We start from the raw sequence: 15,576 nt of genomic DNA on the forward strand, positions 1-15,576 counted from the left end.
GTAAAAAATAACAGTCCTGAAGCATTACGAAAGTTTCTTTTTCAGACGGTATACATAAGCCAATACTTCAGCAACCGATTTATAAAGCTCCGGCGGCACGATATCGCCAACTTCAGCACCCCAGTATAAAGCTCTGGCCAGCGGTTTATTTTCGACAATCGTCACCCGGTGCTCCTTGGCAATATCCTTAATCCGTTTAGCGATCAGGTCCTGACCTTTGGCAATAATGGTTGGCGCGGTCATCGTCTGGTCGTATTTCAGGGCGACGGCAAAGTGGGTGGGATTTGTCACAACAACATCGGCTTGGGGAACCTCCTGCATCATTCGCCGCATCGCCATCGCCCGCTGCCGTTCTTTAATTTTCCCTTTAATCTGCGGATTGCCTTCGGTTTGTTTATACTCATCTTTTACTTCCTGTTTACTCATTTTCAGACTTTGACTATGCTCCCAGCGCTGATAGCAAAAATCCAGCACAGCCAAAATGAGCATTACCGCGCTAATCTGAAAAACCAGATCCAGGATCATGGAAACTGCCACAGTAATCGAATAAGACAACTCAGCGCCGAGCAGCTCCGGTATCCGTCCGGTCTCGGCGGCTAAAAACCGATAAATAAAATAGCCGATAAGCCCTACCTTAAACAACGATTTGAACAGCTCCACCAATGCTCTTTTCGAAAAGATCCGTTTAAAGCCCGATAGCGGATTTAGCTTGTCCAGTTTGGGCATGATCGGCTCAAACGATACGTTAAAGCCAACCTGAAAAAAATTGATTGCCAGGGAAGTGATTAAAATAGCCAGCATCAACGGCAACGTAATTTTGAAAAAGACAATCCCGAAATGCAAAAAAATCTCCCGGACCAGGTTAATGTTAAAATCAGTCACCGCAAAACTAAGATAGGCATAGCGCATATAGTCCGCCAGTTCCTGATACATGTGCCCGCCAAGCAGCTTAAGCGCGAAAAATGCCACCAATATCACAAACGCCGAGTTAATTTCCGTACTTTTGGCTACCTGCCCCTTTTTGCGGGCATCCGCTTTTTTCTTCGGTGTGGCGTCTTCGGTTTTTTCGCCATTAAATAATTGTAAGTCAAGCACTGGCAATTTACGGCTGCTTTGCAGTCGCTTTCTGTTACTTAAGATTTTCCAGAATCCGGTAGATGTCATTGAACATGCCATTAAACGCCACTTCCAAAAATAAAATATAAAACGGCATTACCAGGGATAGAATAAAAATGCCGACAATGATTTTAAGCGGCATGCCGACAACAAAAATATTCATTTGCGGCATGGTGCGGGCCAAAATACCCAGCGCAATGTCGGTAAGCAATAATGAAATTGAAACAGGAAAACTAATTTTGAGCGCAATGGCGAAAATTCCCCACACCATATCTACAATGAGTTCGGTTAGTACGCCATGAAACACAACTCCGGTAACAGGAATCATCTGAAAACTATTGAACAACGCCGCCAATAGCAAATGATGGCTGTTGGTAATAAGAAAAACAAGCAGAGCCAGTATGTATTTAAAATTCCCGATCAGGGGAACTTGTTGTCCCGACTGGGGGTCCATGATATTAACCATCCCAAATCCAATCTGCGTATCGACTACCTGACCGGCCATTTGTACGGCCGAAAACAGCAGTGAACAAACAAAACCAATCACCCAGCCTACAAATAATTCACTGATTAACAGCGAAACATAAGGAAAAAGCTGCTCCGGCAACTGAATACCGGACTGAAAAATTAAAGGAAATAACACCACGGTAAACGTCAAAGCCACACCGGCCTTAACCTGTGCAGGAATATTACGGCTGCCGAAAATTGGCGCCATAATGAAAATGCCGCTTACTCTAACCAAAACCAGTAAAAAAAAGCCAAATGAAGTTTGTATGGCTGTAAATAAATCCAAGCTGCACCACCTTGCTATCTAACCATTTGAGGCAGACTAAGAAAAATCGCCCGGGTATAGTCAACCAGCAAGCTAAGTATCCACGGACCAAAAACCAAGATAGCAACAAATACGGCAATGATTTTCGGGATAAAGGCCAGCGTTTGCTCCTGAATTTGCGTGGTAGCCTGAAAAATACTCACCAGCAGCCCAACCAGCAAACCCAGCCCCAGCATCGGTGCGGCCACAATCATTACCATCAGTAATGCCTCCCGCCCCATCTGAATTGCAAAATCACCAGACATGGCTATCCTCCTTACCTAAAACTGTCGATCAATGCTTTGATAATCAGATGCCAGCCGTCAACCAGGATAAATAACAGCAATTTAAACGGCAAAGAGATCATCACCGGCGGGACCATCATCATCCCCATTGACATCAGTGTACTTGCGACAACCATATCAATAATAATAAACGGTATATAAATCATAAATCCAATTTGAAATGCAGTTTTTAATTCGCTAATAATAAAAGCCGGAATCAACGTAGTTGTCGGCACATCTTCAGGAGAATTCGGCCGTTGCCCGTCCGACAGATTGACAAACAAAGCCAGATCATTTTCCCTGGTCTGTTTAAACATAAACTCGCGAATAGGCTTCAAACTCTCCGTTATTGCAGTTTCCTGGCTGATGGCGCCGTTAAAGTACGGCTGCAGGCCCTGCGCATTGACCTGTTCCAGATAAGGAGACATCACAAAAAAGGTTAAAAATAAAGATAACCCGATAAGCACCTGATTGGGCGGCATTTGCTGGGTAGCCAGGGCACCGCGCAAAAAAGACAATACAACCACAATCCGGATAAACGAAGTCATCATGATAATAATTGACGGAGCCAGGGTAAGTATGGTCAAAGTCAGTAAAATTTGCAGGCTTAACGCGACATCCTGCGGATTATTAGCGGCTTCCACGCCAATATTAATATTGGGTACGGGAACCAGCGGAGCAGCCAATATTGTCGCTGGATCCAATAGTACGCTGATCAATGCGATCAGCATTGAAACAACATATTGTTGTCTAACCACTCTTTTTACCCCTTCTCCTGACCATCATCTTGCTTATTGCGACCTTTTTGCTCAAATACGGCCGGGATTTTTTGCGATAGCTGCTGCAGTGAAGCGAGTTGTTTCTGAAAAATATGCTGAAACTCTTCCTGCTGCGGATTGTCGGTTTTCTGCCGCCGGATTCTTTCAATTTCAGCCTCATCCACGATTTCCTGCAATAAAGTGATCCCATGGTCGGTTACGCCAAGCACTAAAAACTTACCGGCAACTTCAACTACATATACGCCGCGGTTATTGCCCAGCGGCAAGGTTGTTAGAATTTTGCTTGACGGGCCAGTCGATAAATTGCCCAGCTTTTGGCCTAGCAACCGTGAAGTAAAATAAGCAAAGCCCAACACAGCGGCAAATGTCGCGATAAGCGATAAAACATAAGCCAGAGTTGACACCCAGGACGAGGTCTCGGATGGCGCCGGCGGTTCCTGATAATTTAAATAACCGCCCTCAGCCTGCTGCGCCACTCCGCTAAGGGGAAAAGTCAGCACGAATGTCAACAGTAAAAAAGTGCAAAATATCCTAAGGCTGTTACTCACCATTTGATTATCCGACTGCTTTGCGTACGGCTTCTAACACCCTGTCCGGCTGAAACGGCTTGACAATAAAGTCCCGGGCGCCGGACTGAATTGCTTCAATTACCATCGCCTGCTGGCCCATCGCGCTGCACATAATGATTGTGGCGCCGGGATCAATCTTCTTAATTTCCTTAACTGCGCTGATCCCATCCATCTCCGGCATCGTAATATCCATTGTGGTCAGGTCCGGCTTTAGCTCCTGGTATTTTTCCAAAGCCTTCAGACCATTTTCCGCTTCCCCCACAACCTCATAACCATTTTTGGTTAAAATATCCTTAATCATCATCCTCATAAATGCCGCATCATCAACAACCATTACTTTAATACCCATGTGCTTTCGTCTCTCCTTTATCGCCTAAATTACATTCGGTTTACTGTAGAGTACCAGCCCGTTCCAATGGGCTGACAATGTCTGTAATTCTCACCCCAAAGTTTTCATCAATGACCACCACTTCGCCTTTTGCAATCAGCTTGCCATTGACCAAAATATCGACCGCCTCACCGGCAAGCTTATCCAGCTCAACGACCGACCCCGGGGCAAGTTCCAGAATTTCACGGATGAGTTTCCTGGTCCGGCCAAGCTCCACCGTAACCTGCAGCGGCACATCCATAATCAGATTAATATTGGTATCGGCAACCGGAATTGCGGCTGGTGACAATGGCGCAAATTGCACCGGCTGTACGGCAACATCAGGGGCAACCTTCTTGGCTGCAGGTACGGCGGCGGCCTGTTGAGCATGGGCGGTATTGGACTGAGGCCCTGCACTGGCCGGCGCTTTGGGCGCTGCCGGAGCGGCCGCCGGTTCCTGTACCGCCGTCATTAGGCTATCGACCATATCTTTGGACACATGGATGGGCAGAATCTGCATAATTTCGCTGTCAATTAATTCTTCAACCTCCATTCTGAAGGCCACTTTGACGATAGCCTCCTCAGGCGGAACGGCATTGGTGATCGAACTGTCGGTGGCAAAATCCACTAAACTGACGTTCGGCGGCGAAATATCAACCTTTTTCTTAAATACCGTGGACATTGATGTGGCCACAGATCCCATCATCTGATTCATGGCTTCCCCAACGGCGCTCATATACATTTCATTCAGCTGGGTTGGCGGATTTGACCCATCGCCGCCCATCATCAAATCAGCAATAATCAAGGCGTCCTGCTCTCTCATCGCCAGCAGATTGGTACCCAAAATCCCATGGGTATAGCCCACTTCTATGACCAAATACGGTAAAGGGTATTTGTTTTGAATTTCTTTTAAGGTGTCAACCGATACCCGCGGCGTGGTAATCGATACTCTGCGGCCCAACAACACGGAAAGGGTAGTAGCCGCACTGCCCATTGAAATATTGCCGATTTCGCCCAGCGTATCCTTTTCCAAATCCGAAATATCCTGCGCAGCCGGAGAACTGGCGTCAGGCTCACCACGCAGCAAAGCATCTATTTCATCCTGAGACAGAAACCCGTCACTCATCACTGTCATCTCCCTCCATCACTACCTGTGATATTTGCACTGCCACTTTTTTGCCGGAAATACCGGGCTTGCAACGAAATTTTTCTTTATGACCGATGATTACACTGAGATCATCTTCTACCTTTGTTTCCAGCTGCAAAACATCACCAACCGCCAATTCCAGCAACTCCTGTACCATGACCGTAATTTGGCCAAGCTCTACCGTCATCGGAATGAGTGTTCTTGACAATTTGCGCTGCAAAGCCTGCATATGCTCCGGGTGCTCTTGTTTAGACACTGATGAAGCCACCCAAAAAGTTGTGGTTAGCTTTGACATGATTGGTTCTAAGACCAGGTAAGGGATGCAAATATTGATTAAGCCTTCTACCTGACCAATTTTGGTTTGCAAAGTAACAATGACCACCATATCGTTCGGTGGAACAATCTGCGTAAACTGCGGATTGGTTTCAATCGCCTCCAGGCGCGGCTCTATCGTTACTACCTGCTTCCACGCTTCCTGAAAAGCCTCCAAAGCCTTGTTCATTACCCGCCTTACGATTGCCTCTTCAATATCGGTGAGCGATCTTGGCTTGGCCGGCGGCAAACCAGGCCCGCCAAACAGACGGTCAATGACGGAAAATATAATATTGGGGTTTAACTCTAATATTACATTTCCTTTCAGCGGCCGCATATTAAATATACCGATAACGCTGGGATTAGGCAACGAGCGGATAAATTCCTCGTACGTCAACTGATCAACCGAGGCGACATTGATATGAACCAGCGCCCTTAAATGTGCTGAGAGGTAAGTGTTCAACAGGCGAGCAAAATTCTCATGCAGCATATAGAGGGTGCGAATTTGGTCTTTAGAAAACTTATCAGGGCGTTTAAAATCATATACTTTTATTTTGCGTTGTTTTTGCTCTACCCGCATTTCTTCGGCCGAAACAACACCCGTCGACAACGCTGACAATAAATCATCGATCTCGTTTTGCGACATTACATCAGACCCTGACAAAATTCCCCCTCCTTTCACACCATTGAATATATTTCGGTTTAAACAGCCAAATTTCCTTTACTGCAAGATAAAATGAGTAATGTAAACCTGGTATACTCGTTCCGCTCCCAGCGTTTTATTCAGCTCGTTCTTAATAATTTCTTTTAGCTGGTCTTGCTTGCCCGGATCAAAATCTTCAATCTTTTGCGAGCGCAGCAATTGTACAACCGTATCCAGCACCTTGACCTCGGTTGCTGATGGCGATTTGCCGTCAGTTGCCTGTTCAGCCCCGGCGGCCTGCATTTCGAGAATAATGCCGATTTTCAGATAGCGTCCGCTGTTTACTCCGCCAATATTAACAAGCAGCCCGTCCTTGGCATCACCCAGTTTAACAAGCACGCCAGGTCCGGAAGCCGCCGCCCCGGTTGATTTTTCCGCCACTATTTTAGTCGCAATAAAATAAGATACACCTCCGGCCAGCAAGAGACCGAAAACTATCATTCCCACAATCAGCCCCATAGGGAATTTTTTCCCGCTGTCAGCCAACGACCAACACCTCCACATTATAAAAACCACAGTTCAGTTGTTCATTCAACTTCATTGCCTTCGCGCCAACGCCCGGTTGCTCAGCGAAGATTACGATAGATTGCCCGGCGGTAATCCATCACCCTGCGTACGATTTCGTCCATCGATTCCTCGACAATCAACTTTTTGCCGCTGGTCAGCGTAATTACAGTATCCGGCGTCTCCTCAATGGTTTCAATCAATTCGGCATTCACGACAATATCGTCCTCACCTTTCAGTCTGGAAACCTTTATCATGCCTATCCCCCCCTTGAGCTAAGGAATAGGGGGGATTAACCCCCTATTTTACTTTAGCGCTTTAAATTTGCCAAATCCTGCAGCATTTCGTCGGTTGTCGTAATAATCTTCGAATTGGCCTGGAACCCTCTTTGGGTAATAATCATATTACTGAATTCCTGCGCCAAATCGACATTGGACATTTCCAGCGCCCCGGGCGTTAGTTTTCCCCTGCCGCCGCTATTGGCTGCGCCAATCTGCGCCACCCCTGAATTATTGGACTCGGTATACATACTATTGCCGGCTTTCGTCAAACCAGCCGGATTATTAAAGGCCGCCATGCTTACCTGCGCCAGACTTTTGATTACACCATTCGAAAACTTGCCGGAAATTGTGCCTGAAGCATCGGCATACACACTTTCCAGTACGCCGGCGGCATAACCGTCCTGCGATTGATATTTCGCTGTGGTTTCACCCCCATATTGCTTTAACCCGTCGAAATCCAGCGTAAAATTCACCGTATCGGCGCCGACCGGCGTAAAGGACAGCGGGCTGGAAGCAGTGCCATAAGTTGCTCCTGTTAATATTGAAGGCACAGTAACAGTTGGTGTTGCCGCTGGAGTAGTAATTGCCGCTATATCAAAAGTGAAATCAGTGCCGTTAAGAGAAAAGGTCACATCTCCGCCGGTGAAATTACTTTCAGTATGCAGTGTATTCCCATTTTCCTTAACAGTAAGATTCCAGGGCGATCCTACAGGATCGCCAGTGCCGGTAAATTCAAACACAAGATCGTGACTCACCAGACCGCGATCAGTAACTGTAGTGCTAAAATTGCCACCGGCATCAGCCAGACCTAAGCCGGTTACTGAAATATCAAAAACACTTGCTGTATCTAGAGTAACATCCCTAATGGTGTCAATTTCACCGGCAGTGGTGAAGGCGATTTCCTTCAGGTTATTGGTCGGAACCGCCGAACCGTCGACAAGCGAGGTGCCGGTCAGCCAGGTATTGGTGCCGGTCTTATAAAACACCTGTTTGACGTTATGAGCATTGCCCAATGAGTCGAAGACCGGTATAGTAACCGGTATGGATGTGCCTACTTCCGCATCGGCCGACAGATTTTTCGCAAACTCAATCACCGAGGTTGCTTTCGCCGGCGTTGTAATTCCCTTGGGAATCGTAATTGCGGTTGGATCCTGGTTGGTGTCGATATTGCCACTGGCGTCAGCCATATAGCCCATTACTTTATAACCGCCCGACAATGACACAAAGTTTCCTTCCGTGTCAAAATCAAAATTGCCGGCTCTGGTATATAGCTTGTTTAAACCGTCGGACAAAACGAAAAAGCCGGAGCCGCTGATGGCCATATCGGTCGGCTGACCGGTCGTCTGCGGACTGCCATCGGTAAAAAGGGTCTGAATACTGGACAGCTGCATGCCCAGCCCGATCTGCATCGGGTTGGTACCGCCAAGATTTCCCTGGGGACTTGAAGCACCTTGTAAGGTTTGGCTTAACATATCCTGAAAATTAACGGTACTGGCTTTAAAGCCGACAGTGTTCACATTGGCAATATTATTGCCGATGACATCCATTTTGGTTTGGTGATTGCGCAAACCGGAGATGCCGGCAAATAGCGAACGCATCATATTAAAACGACCTCCCATAATTAATTTGCTGACTGCGTCGATCAATCGGCAGCCTTTAGGGCTTCCTGTTGAGGTCCAGCCCTAGATGATTACCGCACTGTCAATATTGGTAAATACATTATCCTTCATGCTGGCGCCATCCATTGCGGTAATGACCGTTTTATTTTTTACACTGACGACCAGAGCCAGATCATTCATCAGAATAAGCGATTCTCTGGCGCCTTTTTGCCCGGCCTTTTCCACAGCGTTGTTTAATTTACTTAAATCGGCCTCACTCAAATTGATATTCCGGCTGTTCATCCGTTGTAAGGCATGCTGGGAAAACTTTACCTGATTTAATTCCTGCTGTAGTAATTGATCAAATGGTACGCCGGCATTCACCGGTTTTTTCCCTGCGCCGGACGATTGACCGGCTGCTGTCCGCTGGGCGGGAATGAATGGCTGCTGCGATAAATATAGCCGGTTGTCAGACATAACGGCTAAGCCTCCTTTCAGACCTCCTCGACTTTCGTAATTTGGGGCAGATAAGCGATTTTATCGCCAATCTTCAATTCGAGCACGCCATCGGTAAACTGAATGGCCTTAACGACGCCTGTGTGCTCCTGCTTGTCGGCGTCAGTCCAGGTTACTTGCTTGCCAATCATGGAGCTGGCCTGCGTGGTAAGCAAAGTGCCGTTCATATACTGCATTTGTTGCAATGTAGAGGTCATTGACGCATTCATTTCCTGCATTTGCTCCAGACTGGAAAACTGCGCCATTTGGGCGATGAATTCCTTGTCTTCCATTGGTTCCATTGGATTTTGATAACGCAGCTGCGTAACCAGCAGGTTTAAAAACGCATCCTTGCCTAATTCGTCATTAGAATTTTTGGCTGCTGTTCCCGTATTGGTGGTCGCTGTAGTATCTACAGCTGCATTATTGCTGATTGTCGCCATTTTCTTTACCTCCCTTATACCCGGTAATCGACACCGTCGTCCGATACCGCCTGATTGCTGAGCACTGCCTCCGCTTCTTCAAAAGCATCTTCGCCTGCCAGCTTATTCTTAAACTTCATTATCGGCTGCTGCGGGGCTTCCCGCTGTCCATTAGATAAAAACTGGCCTAACCCGGCATATACGCCGACAGTATCAACCTTTAAACCTTGATTTGACAACTCCTGTTTCAATTGCTGCAAAGAAGCTTCCAGCACCGTTCGCACTTCAGCATGGTCAGAGTGGAAGCTGGCATTGACGATGCCCTTGTCCACCGTAACTTTTAACGTTAACTCTCCCAAATGCTCAGGCTTCAGCTTAATGATCATTTGCGTTTCCTGATTGTTTTTCAACAGTTGGGCCTGTTCCACAATTTGGGTGGTGATATTGTGGGTATCCTTGACAAATTGCGTGGCCGCACCCTTGGCTTCAGTGGGATGGGTCTGCGTAGTACGCTGCTGCAATAGTTCCGCAAACACATTTTTTACCGGTTCAGCTTCTCCAGTTTCTCCGTCGGTACTTGTCAAATTGGCTTTGTTCTCCGGCTTAACGTTAACCGGTTCTGTTGACTTCCCGGTTGTAGTTGCCGCAGCCTTATTGACCGCACCCGGAACGGCAGTCAGTTCAGGCTGCTCAGCATCAGCCTCGACCGCTGCGGTCGGCTGCGTATTGACATTGCCAGGCAGACTTGCGGCGGATTTAACCTGAACAGGCGCCGTATTCTGATCTTTCTGGTCTTTGCGCAGCATTTGCCCGGCAGTGTTAACTGACGTTACCGGATCTTCATTGCCGTCAGCGCTCAGCATCTCCTGCAAAGGATTCACCGGAGCCGCCTCAGCCTTAGCTGTTCCCTGTCTGCCGGCATTCGTTACGATAACAGCAGATCCTGTTGACTTTGTCATGCCGGAATCAGCCTGTAATTCAGGCACTGCTGCTTCAGCTTGGGTCAGCGGTATTGGAGCTTGGTTCTTCAGGCCCGTCTGCTGACTCGCCGGCATGTCCTCCGGCTGGGCAGGCAACGCCGCCACAACGTTTGGAAATTCAGTTTCCGCACCTGCCTCAGCGGCAGCCCCGGGATCAGCCGGAATTACGGCAGGCTCAATGGTTACCATTGCCGGCATCGTAAAAGGCAGCATAATATCCTTCTGGCCCTTGCCGTCAGGTATATCTTGCTCGTCATCTGTTGTTGCAGCTGCCATGGCATCGCTGAACGTCTGTCCCTTTTGACATCCCGCCGCCGTCTTGGCGCTTTCCTGGCCTCGGCCGCCGGCTGCCGCAGAGTTCATAATGACGTCAGACATGATTGCATTCATATGTTCACCTCCTTTCAGGTTTTGTTCTATCATTCATTGCAGCCAAATTTAATTGGTCACAATTGAACGCGCCGGAGCGCTGCCCGCAAAACCGCGCAGCATAATTTCAGTCAGCCTGGCCGACCGGCTGGCATCCATTAAAGCTAAAATTTTCGCCGCCTGATCTTCTTCCATTTTATTTAAAATAGCCAATACATCGGCATCGTTAAGCTCATTAAGAACATTTACCGCGTCTTCCGCTTTCATCCCGCCATATAATCTGGCCAGCTTGGCTACTCTTTTATTCTCCTCCTGCTGCCTGGCCTTAGCCAGCTTATCCAGTTCCAGCTGATTCAGTTCTGCGGCCGGGCTGGTTGCCGGCGGCGCTGTCTGCACAGCCTGAGGCGGCGGAACCGCCGGATCGGAAGCATTGTCGGAGGCCTGCGCAGGTGCTTGCTGTTCATCAGCCGGCACTGCTTCGAAATTCGTTTGCGGGTTGGTAAAATACCGGCCAACAACCGGATAATCATAAAGCTTCCATTTGTCGGCCAGACCCGGAAGGTCAATCAGCTTTAAATAAATGCCCAGAGCAAAACCAGCGCCTGTAATCATTACCAATACCAAAAGTACTGCCAGGATTTTCAACTTCCGGCCTGAAGAAGTTTTTTCTACATCAACACCATCAAAGTCCTCTTTTTTTGTTTTTGGAGCCATTCCTATTACCTGCCTTCTCCAACGCTACTGTGAGTCGCGGTATTGCTGCAACACTTTGCCGACATAATCCTGCGTTTCACGGTAAGGGGGCACGCCCTGGTAACGCACAACCGCTTGCGGACCGGCGTTATAAGCTGCTACCGCTTTTGTCACATCGCCATTGAACTTAGTTAAAAGCTCTTTCAGATATTTAACGCCGCCGTCAATGTTTTCTTGGGCATCATAAACGTTTTGAACCCCTAAAGCCTGCGCTGTTTCCGGCATCAGCTGCATTATCCCCGCCGCCCCTGCCGGCGAGACGGCGCCAGGATTAAAATTAGACTCATTGCGGGCTACTGCCGTAATCAGCCTGGCATCAACACCGTATTTGCGGGAAGAAATATCGATCATACTCTGAATATCCTTAGCACCGGCTGCCGCTTCTTGGGCCGCTGCGCCTTTTGTGCCATTTACCAAGCCGCTGCGCAGCTCGACGGTTAACATCTGCTGAAAATCCGCCGCTCTTCCGGCTTGTTGTAGATGGAACCGTTGTTCAATACTGTTGATTCGTTGTAAAACCCGGTCAATGCCGCTCATCAAATCACCTTACCTGTCGCCCATATAGTTGCATTCCAAGTTCATCAAGCTGCTGCTGTTCCTCATGCAGCACGGCCGCTTTAAACTCGGCAAATCTTTTTCCCCGTAAGTTTTCAATGACTTTCAGCTTGTTGATCGCACCATTCAATATCATTAAGCATTTTTGTTGCGCTAACTCCACTTGAACAACCTGTTCTTTTTGATCCGAAATATTTTCCCGAAGCTTAGCAAAGTAACTGTGATAGGTTTTAAGAACCTCAATGGATATCAGCTTATCCTTGGATATCTGAAAGGAAGCCATACTGCTAAGCAGCTGTCGTTCAGTCTGTTCCAGCAAAGACTTCGCTGAAACTAACCGGTTAGTTTCAGCCGCATAGGCAAGCTGAGCCTGTTCTTTTTGCATTTGCCGGACTTTTAACAAGGTATCCAAACGGAACCTGAACTTTTTCATAAGCGCCTCCCCGACTCCTTCAACCTAGCCTTCGGCCACTAATTCGACCAACCGCTGCACAGTCTCAGCCAATGTACTGATTTCATAAACATCCTGCTGCAAAAAACGCTTAATTTCACTAATCACACCGATCGCCCGGTCGATTTCCGGATTGCTGCCGGAAACATAGGCGCCGATATTAATTAGGTCTTCCGCCTCACGATAGGCCGCCAGAGCGCAGCGCAGCCGCTGGCCGGCCTGATAATGCCGGGCTTCAACAATTTCCAGCATAACCCTGCTGACACTGTTCAAAACATCAATTGCCGGATAGTGATTTTGCGCCGCAATATCACGTGACAGTACAATATGCCCGTCAAGAATACTGCGAACCGCATCAGCAATTGGTTCATTCATATCATCGCCGTCAACCAGCACAGTATAAATTCCGGTAATCGAGCCTCTTTCACCGGTTCCCGCCCGTTCCAGCAGCTTAGGCAGCATTGCAAATACCGACGGCGTATAGCCGCGGGTTGCCGGCGGTTCACCCACCGTAAGGCCAACCTCACGCTGGGCCATCGCAAATCTGGTGACAGAATCCATCATCAAAATAACATTTAATCCCTGGTCACGGAAAAATTCCGCAATGGCGGTCGCCGTCATCGCGCCTTTGATCCGGACCAGCGCCGGCTGATCAGAGGTTGCAACAACGACTACTGAACGCCGGAGCCCGTCTTCACCCAAATCGCGTTCGATAAATTCCCGTACCTCCCGGCCCCGCTCCCCTACCAGTGCGATTACACTAATATCGGCTTCCGTATTCCGGGCAATCATACCCAGCAAGGTGCTTTTCCCTACGCCGCTGCCGGCCATGATGCCGATTCTCTGTCCGCGCCCCAGCGTCAGCAGGCCGTCAATCGCCCGCACCCCCACCGATAGCTTTTCGGTTATTCTGCGGCGGGATAAAGGATGCGGCGGGGCAGCCTGCAAAGAATATTCAATATTTGAGGTAAGCGGGCCTTTGCCGTCAATGGGATTGCCCAAGCCATCCAAAATCCGCCCCAATAACTGCCGCCCCACAGTGACCTTCAGCGTCCGCTGAGCCGCGATCACTTCACAGCCAGGACCAATTCCATGCATTTCACCAATCGGCATCAGCAACACCCGGTTCTGCCTGAACCCCACAACTTCTGCCGGTACCGGCTGGCTGTTCGCAACGCGCGGACAGACATAACAGAGTTCGCCGAGATTTACATTTGGTCCCTGCGCTTCAATAACCAGCCCGATAATCTGCGTTATCTTACCATTCATTTTGATTGATTCCGCCTGATTGATTGCCTGCAGGTATTTATCAAAATCTATCATGGAGCAATATCCTGCAAGGTTTTTTCCAGCACTTCAAACTGGGTGCTCACTCTGGCGTCAACCGTCCCATTGGAGCTTTCAATCATGCAGCTGCCCGGCTCAATTGTCTGGTCAGGAGTAATCGTTAAAGCCTGCTCCTGCCCCAGAATCAATTGCAGGTCCCGGCGATTTTGCAATACCGGCTCGTAATCGGCAGAGTTCACCCGAAGGACAATCTGCTCCTGATCGCGCACCTTCTCCAAGGCCTTTTTCGCGATAGACAGGACTACTTCAGCCGTGTTTTCCAGTTCCCGGGCTAAAATTTTCCGTGCTACCGCCACAGCCAGTTCCACAATTTTTCCTTCTGCCGCGATAATACAATCCTTAGCTTCCCGTTCGGCCAATGCAATGATATCCTGGCTTTTTTTGACTGCGTCAAGCAAGGCCTGGTGCATTTCGGCTTGAGCAGCTTGCCGGCCTTCGGCATACCCGTTGTCATAGCCTTCCTGAAAGCCACGCTCTTGGGCCTGTTCGGCCAGACCTGCGCCTTTTTCTCCCGCTTCGGCAGTAAGGTGATCTGCTTTGGCCTCAGCCTGGGCAATCACTGCCGCTGCTTGTTCCCGGGCAGTTTGCAGAAATTCTTCCGCTTCCAACCGCAACTGGGCTGGCGAAGGCCCAGTGTCGTCAACAGGTTCGCTTGGCGCGCACACCGGACTATGCTGGATCACCCTTGGCAGGTCGCGCATGGCCACACTCTTGAGAATTTTAGGCAATGATCTCGTCCCCTTTACCACGTGAAACAACAATTTCACCTGATTCTTCAAGGCGTCTTATCACATTAACAATTTTTTGCTGTGCTTCTTCAACATCGCGGATCCGCACCGGCCCCATATACTCAATTTCCTCCCGCAGCATTTCCGAGGCCCGCTTGGACATGTTTTTATAAACCTTGCCGGCCACATCGGCTGATGAGGCTTTAAGCGCCAAAGCCAAATCCTTAGATTCAATTTCGCGCAGCACAAGCTGCAACGAGCGGTCGTCAAGCATGACAATATCTTCAAATACGAACATCCGGCGCTTGATTTCCTCCGCAAGCTCAGGATTTTGAACTTCTAAGTTCTCAATAATGGTTCGTTCAGTGGTCCGGTCAACCCGGTTAAGCACTTCCACAATAGACTCTACGCCGCCTGCAGTGGTAAAGTCCTGCGTAACCAGTGAAGATAATTTACGTTCCAGTATACGCTCGACATCCTTAAGAATATCCGGTGATGTCCGGTCCATGGTAGCGATGCGTTTGGCAACTTCCACCTGCCGGTCCGGCGACAACGCCGAAAGTATAGCGGCCGATTGATCAGGCAGCAGATAGGCCATAATCAAAGCAATGGTTTGAGGATGCTCATTCTGAATAAAGTTAAGCAATTGTGCCGGATCGGTTTTACGGGCAAAATCAAACGGTCTGATCTGCAGGCTGGAAGTCAGCCGGTTGATAATCGATATCGCCTTTTCCGAACCCAACGCTTTCTCCAGCACCTCTCTGGCATAGTCCAGACCGCCTGAAGACAAATATTCCTTGGCCATTGCCATCTGATGAAACTCGCTGATTACCTTATCTTTCATTTCCTGGGACACTTTACGTTGATTGGCAATTTCCAATGTAAGCTTTTCCATCTCATCTTCACGCAAATGCTTAAACACCTGCGCAGAAATTTCCGGTCCCAAAGCAATCAGTAATATTGCCGCCTTCTGTTTATTCGATATTTCATTCGACTGATACATTA

At 48.5% G+C, this 15,576-nt stretch carries 20 protein-coding genes; all 20 read right to left on the minus strand.

Annotation, left to right across the window (positions count from 1 at the left end):
• Positions 1 to 24 precede the first annotated feature (24 nt).
• Positions 25 to 1,176, minus strand: a complete 1,152-nt coding sequence (gene flhB / locus BLR06_RS03435) for a flagellar biosynthesis protein FlhB (protein ID WP_092068299.1) — start codon at positions 1,174 to 1,176, stop codon at positions 25 to 27.
• Positions 1,130 to 1,909 carry a flagellar biosynthetic protein FliR gene (gene fliR / locus BLR06_RS03440; protein WP_092068301.1) on the minus strand — a complete coding sequence of 260 codons (780 nt, stop codon included), beginning with the start codon at positions 1,907 to 1,909 and terminating at the stop codon, positions 1,130 to 1,132. The genes flhB and fliR overlap by 47 nt, the downstream gene beginning before the upstream one ends.
• A gap of 14 nt (positions 1,910 to 1,923) precedes the next feature.
• Complete coding sequence (gene fliQ, locus BLR06_RS03445; RefSeq protein WP_092068303.1) at positions 1,924 to 2,193, minus strand: flagellar biosynthesis protein FliQ; 270 nt, start codon at positions 2,191 to 2,193, stop codon at positions 1,924 to 1,926.
• Positions 2,194 to 2,204: 11 nt separating this feature from the next.
• Entirely contained in the window at positions 2,205 to 2,942 is a 738-nt protein-coding gene (gene fliP, locus BLR06_RS03450; RefSeq protein WP_092069830.1) for a flagellar type III secretion system pore protein FliP, read from the minus strand.
• A 32-nt stretch (positions 2,943 to 2,974) separates the two neighbouring features.
• Positions 2,975 to 3,541, minus strand: coding sequence for a flagellar biosynthetic protein FliO (gene fliO, locus BLR06_RS03455; protein WP_092068305.1), 567 nt, complete (start codon positions 3,539 to 3,541; stop codon positions 2,975 to 2,977).
• A 4-nt stretch (positions 3,542 to 3,545) separates the two neighbouring features.
• On the minus strand, positions 3,546 to 3,908 hold the full coding sequence (locus BLR06_RS03460; RefSeq protein WP_092068307.1) for a response regulator: 363 nt from the start codon (positions 3,906 to 3,908) through the stop codon (positions 3,546 to 3,548).
• 40 nt (positions 3,909 to 3,948) lie between these two features.
• Positions 3,949 to 5,052, minus strand: a complete 1,104-nt coding sequence (gene fliY / locus BLR06_RS03465) for a flagellar motor switch phosphatase FliY (protein ID WP_092068310.1) — start codon at positions 5,050 to 5,052, stop codon at positions 3,949 to 3,951.
• Positions 5,045 to 6,049: a flagellar motor switch protein FliM gene (fliM, locus tag BLR06_RS03470; RefSeq protein WP_092068312.1), complete on the minus strand. Its 1,005-nt coding sequence runs from the start codon at positions 6,047 to 6,049 to the stop codon at positions 5,045 to 5,047. The genes fliY and fliM overlap by 8 nt, the downstream gene beginning before the upstream one ends.
• A 57-nt stretch (positions 6,050 to 6,106) precedes the next feature.
• Positions 6,107 to 6,574 carry a flagellar basal body-associated FliL family protein gene (locus BLR06_RS03475; protein ID WP_092068315.1) on the minus strand — a complete coding sequence of 156 codons (468 nt, stop codon included), beginning with the start codon at positions 6,572 to 6,574 and terminating at the stop codon, positions 6,107 to 6,109.
• An 80-nt stretch (positions 6,575 to 6,654) separates the two neighbouring features.
• Complete coding sequence (locus tag BLR06_RS03480; RefSeq protein WP_092068319.1) at positions 6,655 to 6,849, minus strand: flagellar FlbD family protein; 195 nt, start codon at positions 6,847 to 6,849, stop codon at positions 6,655 to 6,657.
• Between the two features lie 53 nt (positions 6,850 to 6,902).
• Complete coding sequence (locus tag BLR06_RS03485) at positions 6,903 to 8,474, minus strand: flagellar hook protein FlgE (RefSeq protein WP_092068323.1); 1,572 nt, start codon at positions 8,472 to 8,474, stop codon at positions 6,903 to 6,905.
• An 81-nt stretch (positions 8,475 to 8,555) separates the two neighbouring features.
• The gene (locus tag BLR06_RS03490; protein WP_092068326.1) at positions 8,556 to 8,948 is read right to left on the minus strand and encodes a TIGR02530 family flagellar biosynthesis protein; all 393 of its coding nucleotides are present in this window, start codon (positions 8,946 to 8,948) and stop codon (positions 8,556 to 8,558) included.
• 17 nt (positions 8,949 to 8,965) lie between these two features.
• Positions 8,966 to 9,409 (minus strand): flagellar hook assembly protein FlgD, encoded by a 444-nt coding sequence (flgD, locus tag BLR06_RS03495; RefSeq protein WP_092068329.1) that lies wholly within the window; start codon positions 9,407 to 9,409, stop codon positions 8,966 to 8,968.
• A gap of 14 nt (positions 9,410 to 9,423) precedes the next feature.
• Positions 9,424 to 10,758: a flagellar hook-length control protein FliK gene (locus BLR06_RS03500; RefSeq protein ID WP_245698001.1), complete on the minus strand. Its 1,335-nt coding sequence runs from the start codon at positions 10,756 to 10,758 to the stop codon at positions 9,424 to 9,426.
• A 48-nt stretch (positions 10,759 to 10,806) separates the two neighbouring features.
• Positions 10,807 to 11,451: a MotE family protein gene (locus tag BLR06_RS03505; protein ID WP_092068335.1), complete on the minus strand. Its 645-nt coding sequence runs from the start codon at positions 11,449 to 11,451 to the stop codon at positions 10,807 to 10,809.
• A gap of 24 nt (positions 11,452 to 11,475) precedes the next feature.
• On the minus strand, positions 11,476 to 12,027 hold the full coding sequence (locus BLR06_RS03510) for a lytic transglycosylase domain-containing protein (protein ID WP_092068338.1): 552 nt from the start codon (positions 12,025 to 12,027) through the stop codon (positions 11,476 to 11,478).
• Between the two features lie 4 nt (positions 12,028 to 12,031).
• Positions 12,032 to 12,478 (minus strand): flagellar export protein FliJ, encoded by a 447-nt coding sequence (gene fliJ, locus BLR06_RS03515; protein ID WP_092068341.1) that lies wholly within the window; start codon positions 12,476 to 12,478, stop codon positions 12,032 to 12,034.
• A 24-nt stretch (positions 12,479 to 12,502) separates the two neighbouring features.
• Complete coding sequence (gene fliI / locus BLR06_RS03520; protein WP_092068343.1) at positions 12,503 to 13,819, minus strand: flagellar protein export ATPase FliI; 1,317 nt, start codon at positions 13,817 to 13,819, stop codon at positions 12,503 to 12,505.
• Positions 13,816 to 14,571 (minus strand): FliH/SctL family protein, encoded by a 756-nt coding sequence (locus tag BLR06_RS03525; protein WP_092068346.1) that lies wholly within the window; start codon positions 14,569 to 14,571, stop codon positions 13,816 to 13,818. Before BLR06_RS03525 ends, fliI begins: the two co-directional genes overlap by 4 nt.
• Entirely contained in the window at positions 14,564 to 15,574 is a 1,011-nt protein-coding gene (fliG, locus tag BLR06_RS03530; protein WP_092068349.1) for a flagellar motor switch protein FliG, read from the minus strand. The genes BLR06_RS03525 and fliG overlap by 8 nt, the downstream gene beginning before the upstream one ends.
• Between the last annotated feature and the right edge of the window lie 2 nt (positions 15,575 to 15,576).

It is taken from the genome of Dendrosporobacter quercicolus (assembly GCF_900104455.1).
Classification (GTDB): domain Bacteria; phylum Bacillota; class Negativicutes; order DSM-1736; family Dendrosporobacteraceae; genus Dendrosporobacter; species Dendrosporobacter quercicolus.

Bases quoted from the DNA above. Each gene is read 5' to 3' on its own strand.
- flhB (WP_092068299.1), bottom strand. From the start codon at position 1,176: ATGGCATGTTCAATGACATCTACCGGATTCTGGAAAATCTTAAGTAAC.
- fliQ (WP_092068303.1), bottom strand. From the start codon at position 2,193: ATGTCTGGTGATTTTGCAATTCAGATGGGGCGGGAGGCATTACTGATG.
- fliP (WP_092069830.1), bottom strand. From the start codon at position 2,942: ATGCTGATCGCATTGATCAGCGTACTATTGGATCCAGCGACAATATTG.
- fliO (WP_092068305.1), bottom strand. From the start codon at position 3,541: ATGGTGAGTAACAGCCTTAGGATATTTTGCACTTTTTTACTGTTGACA.
- BLR06_RS03460 (WP_092068307.1), bottom strand. From the start codon at position 3,908: ATGGGTATTAAAGTAATGGTTGTTGATGATGCGGCATTTATGAGGATG.
- fliY (WP_092068310.1), bottom strand. From the start codon at position 5,052: ATGAGTGACGGGTTTCTGTCTCAGGATGAAATAGATGCTTTGCTGCGT.
- BLR06_RS03480 (WP_092068319.1), bottom strand. From the start codon at position 6,849: ATGATAAAGGTTTCCAGACTGAAAGGTGAGGACGATATTGTCGTGAAT.
- BLR06_RS03485 (WP_092068323.1), bottom strand. From the start codon at position 8,474: ATGATGCGTTCGCTATTTGCCGGCATCTCCGGTTTGCGCAATCACCAA.
- BLR06_RS03490 (WP_092068326.1), bottom strand. From the start codon at position 8,948: ATGTCTGACAACCGGCTATATTTATCGCAGCAGCCATTCATTCCCGCC.
- flgD (WP_092068329.1), bottom strand. From the start codon at position 9,409: ATGGCGACAATCAGCAATAATGCAGCTGTAGATACTACAGCGACCACC.
- BLR06_RS03500 (WP_245698001.1), bottom strand. From the start codon at position 10,758: ATGAATGCAATCATGTCTGACGTCATTATGAACTCTGCGGCAGCCGGC.
- BLR06_RS03505 (WP_092068335.1), bottom strand. From the start codon at position 11,451: ATGGCTCCAAAAACAAAAAAAGAGGACTTTGATGGTGTTGATGTAGAA.
- BLR06_RS03510 (WP_092068338.1), bottom strand. From the start codon at position 12,027: ATGAGCGGCATTGACCGGGTTTTACAACGAATCAACAGTATTGAACAA.
- fliJ (WP_092068341.1), bottom strand. From the start codon at position 12,478: ATGAAAAAGTTCAGGTTCCGTTTGGATACCTTGTTAAAAGTCCGGCAA.
- fliI (WP_092068343.1), bottom strand. From the start codon at position 13,819: ATGATAGATTTTGATAAATACCTGCAGGCAATCAATCAGGCGGAATCA.
- fliG (WP_092068349.1), bottom strand. From the start codon at position 15,574: ATGTATCAGTCGAATGAAATATCGAATAAACAGAAGGCGGCAATATTA.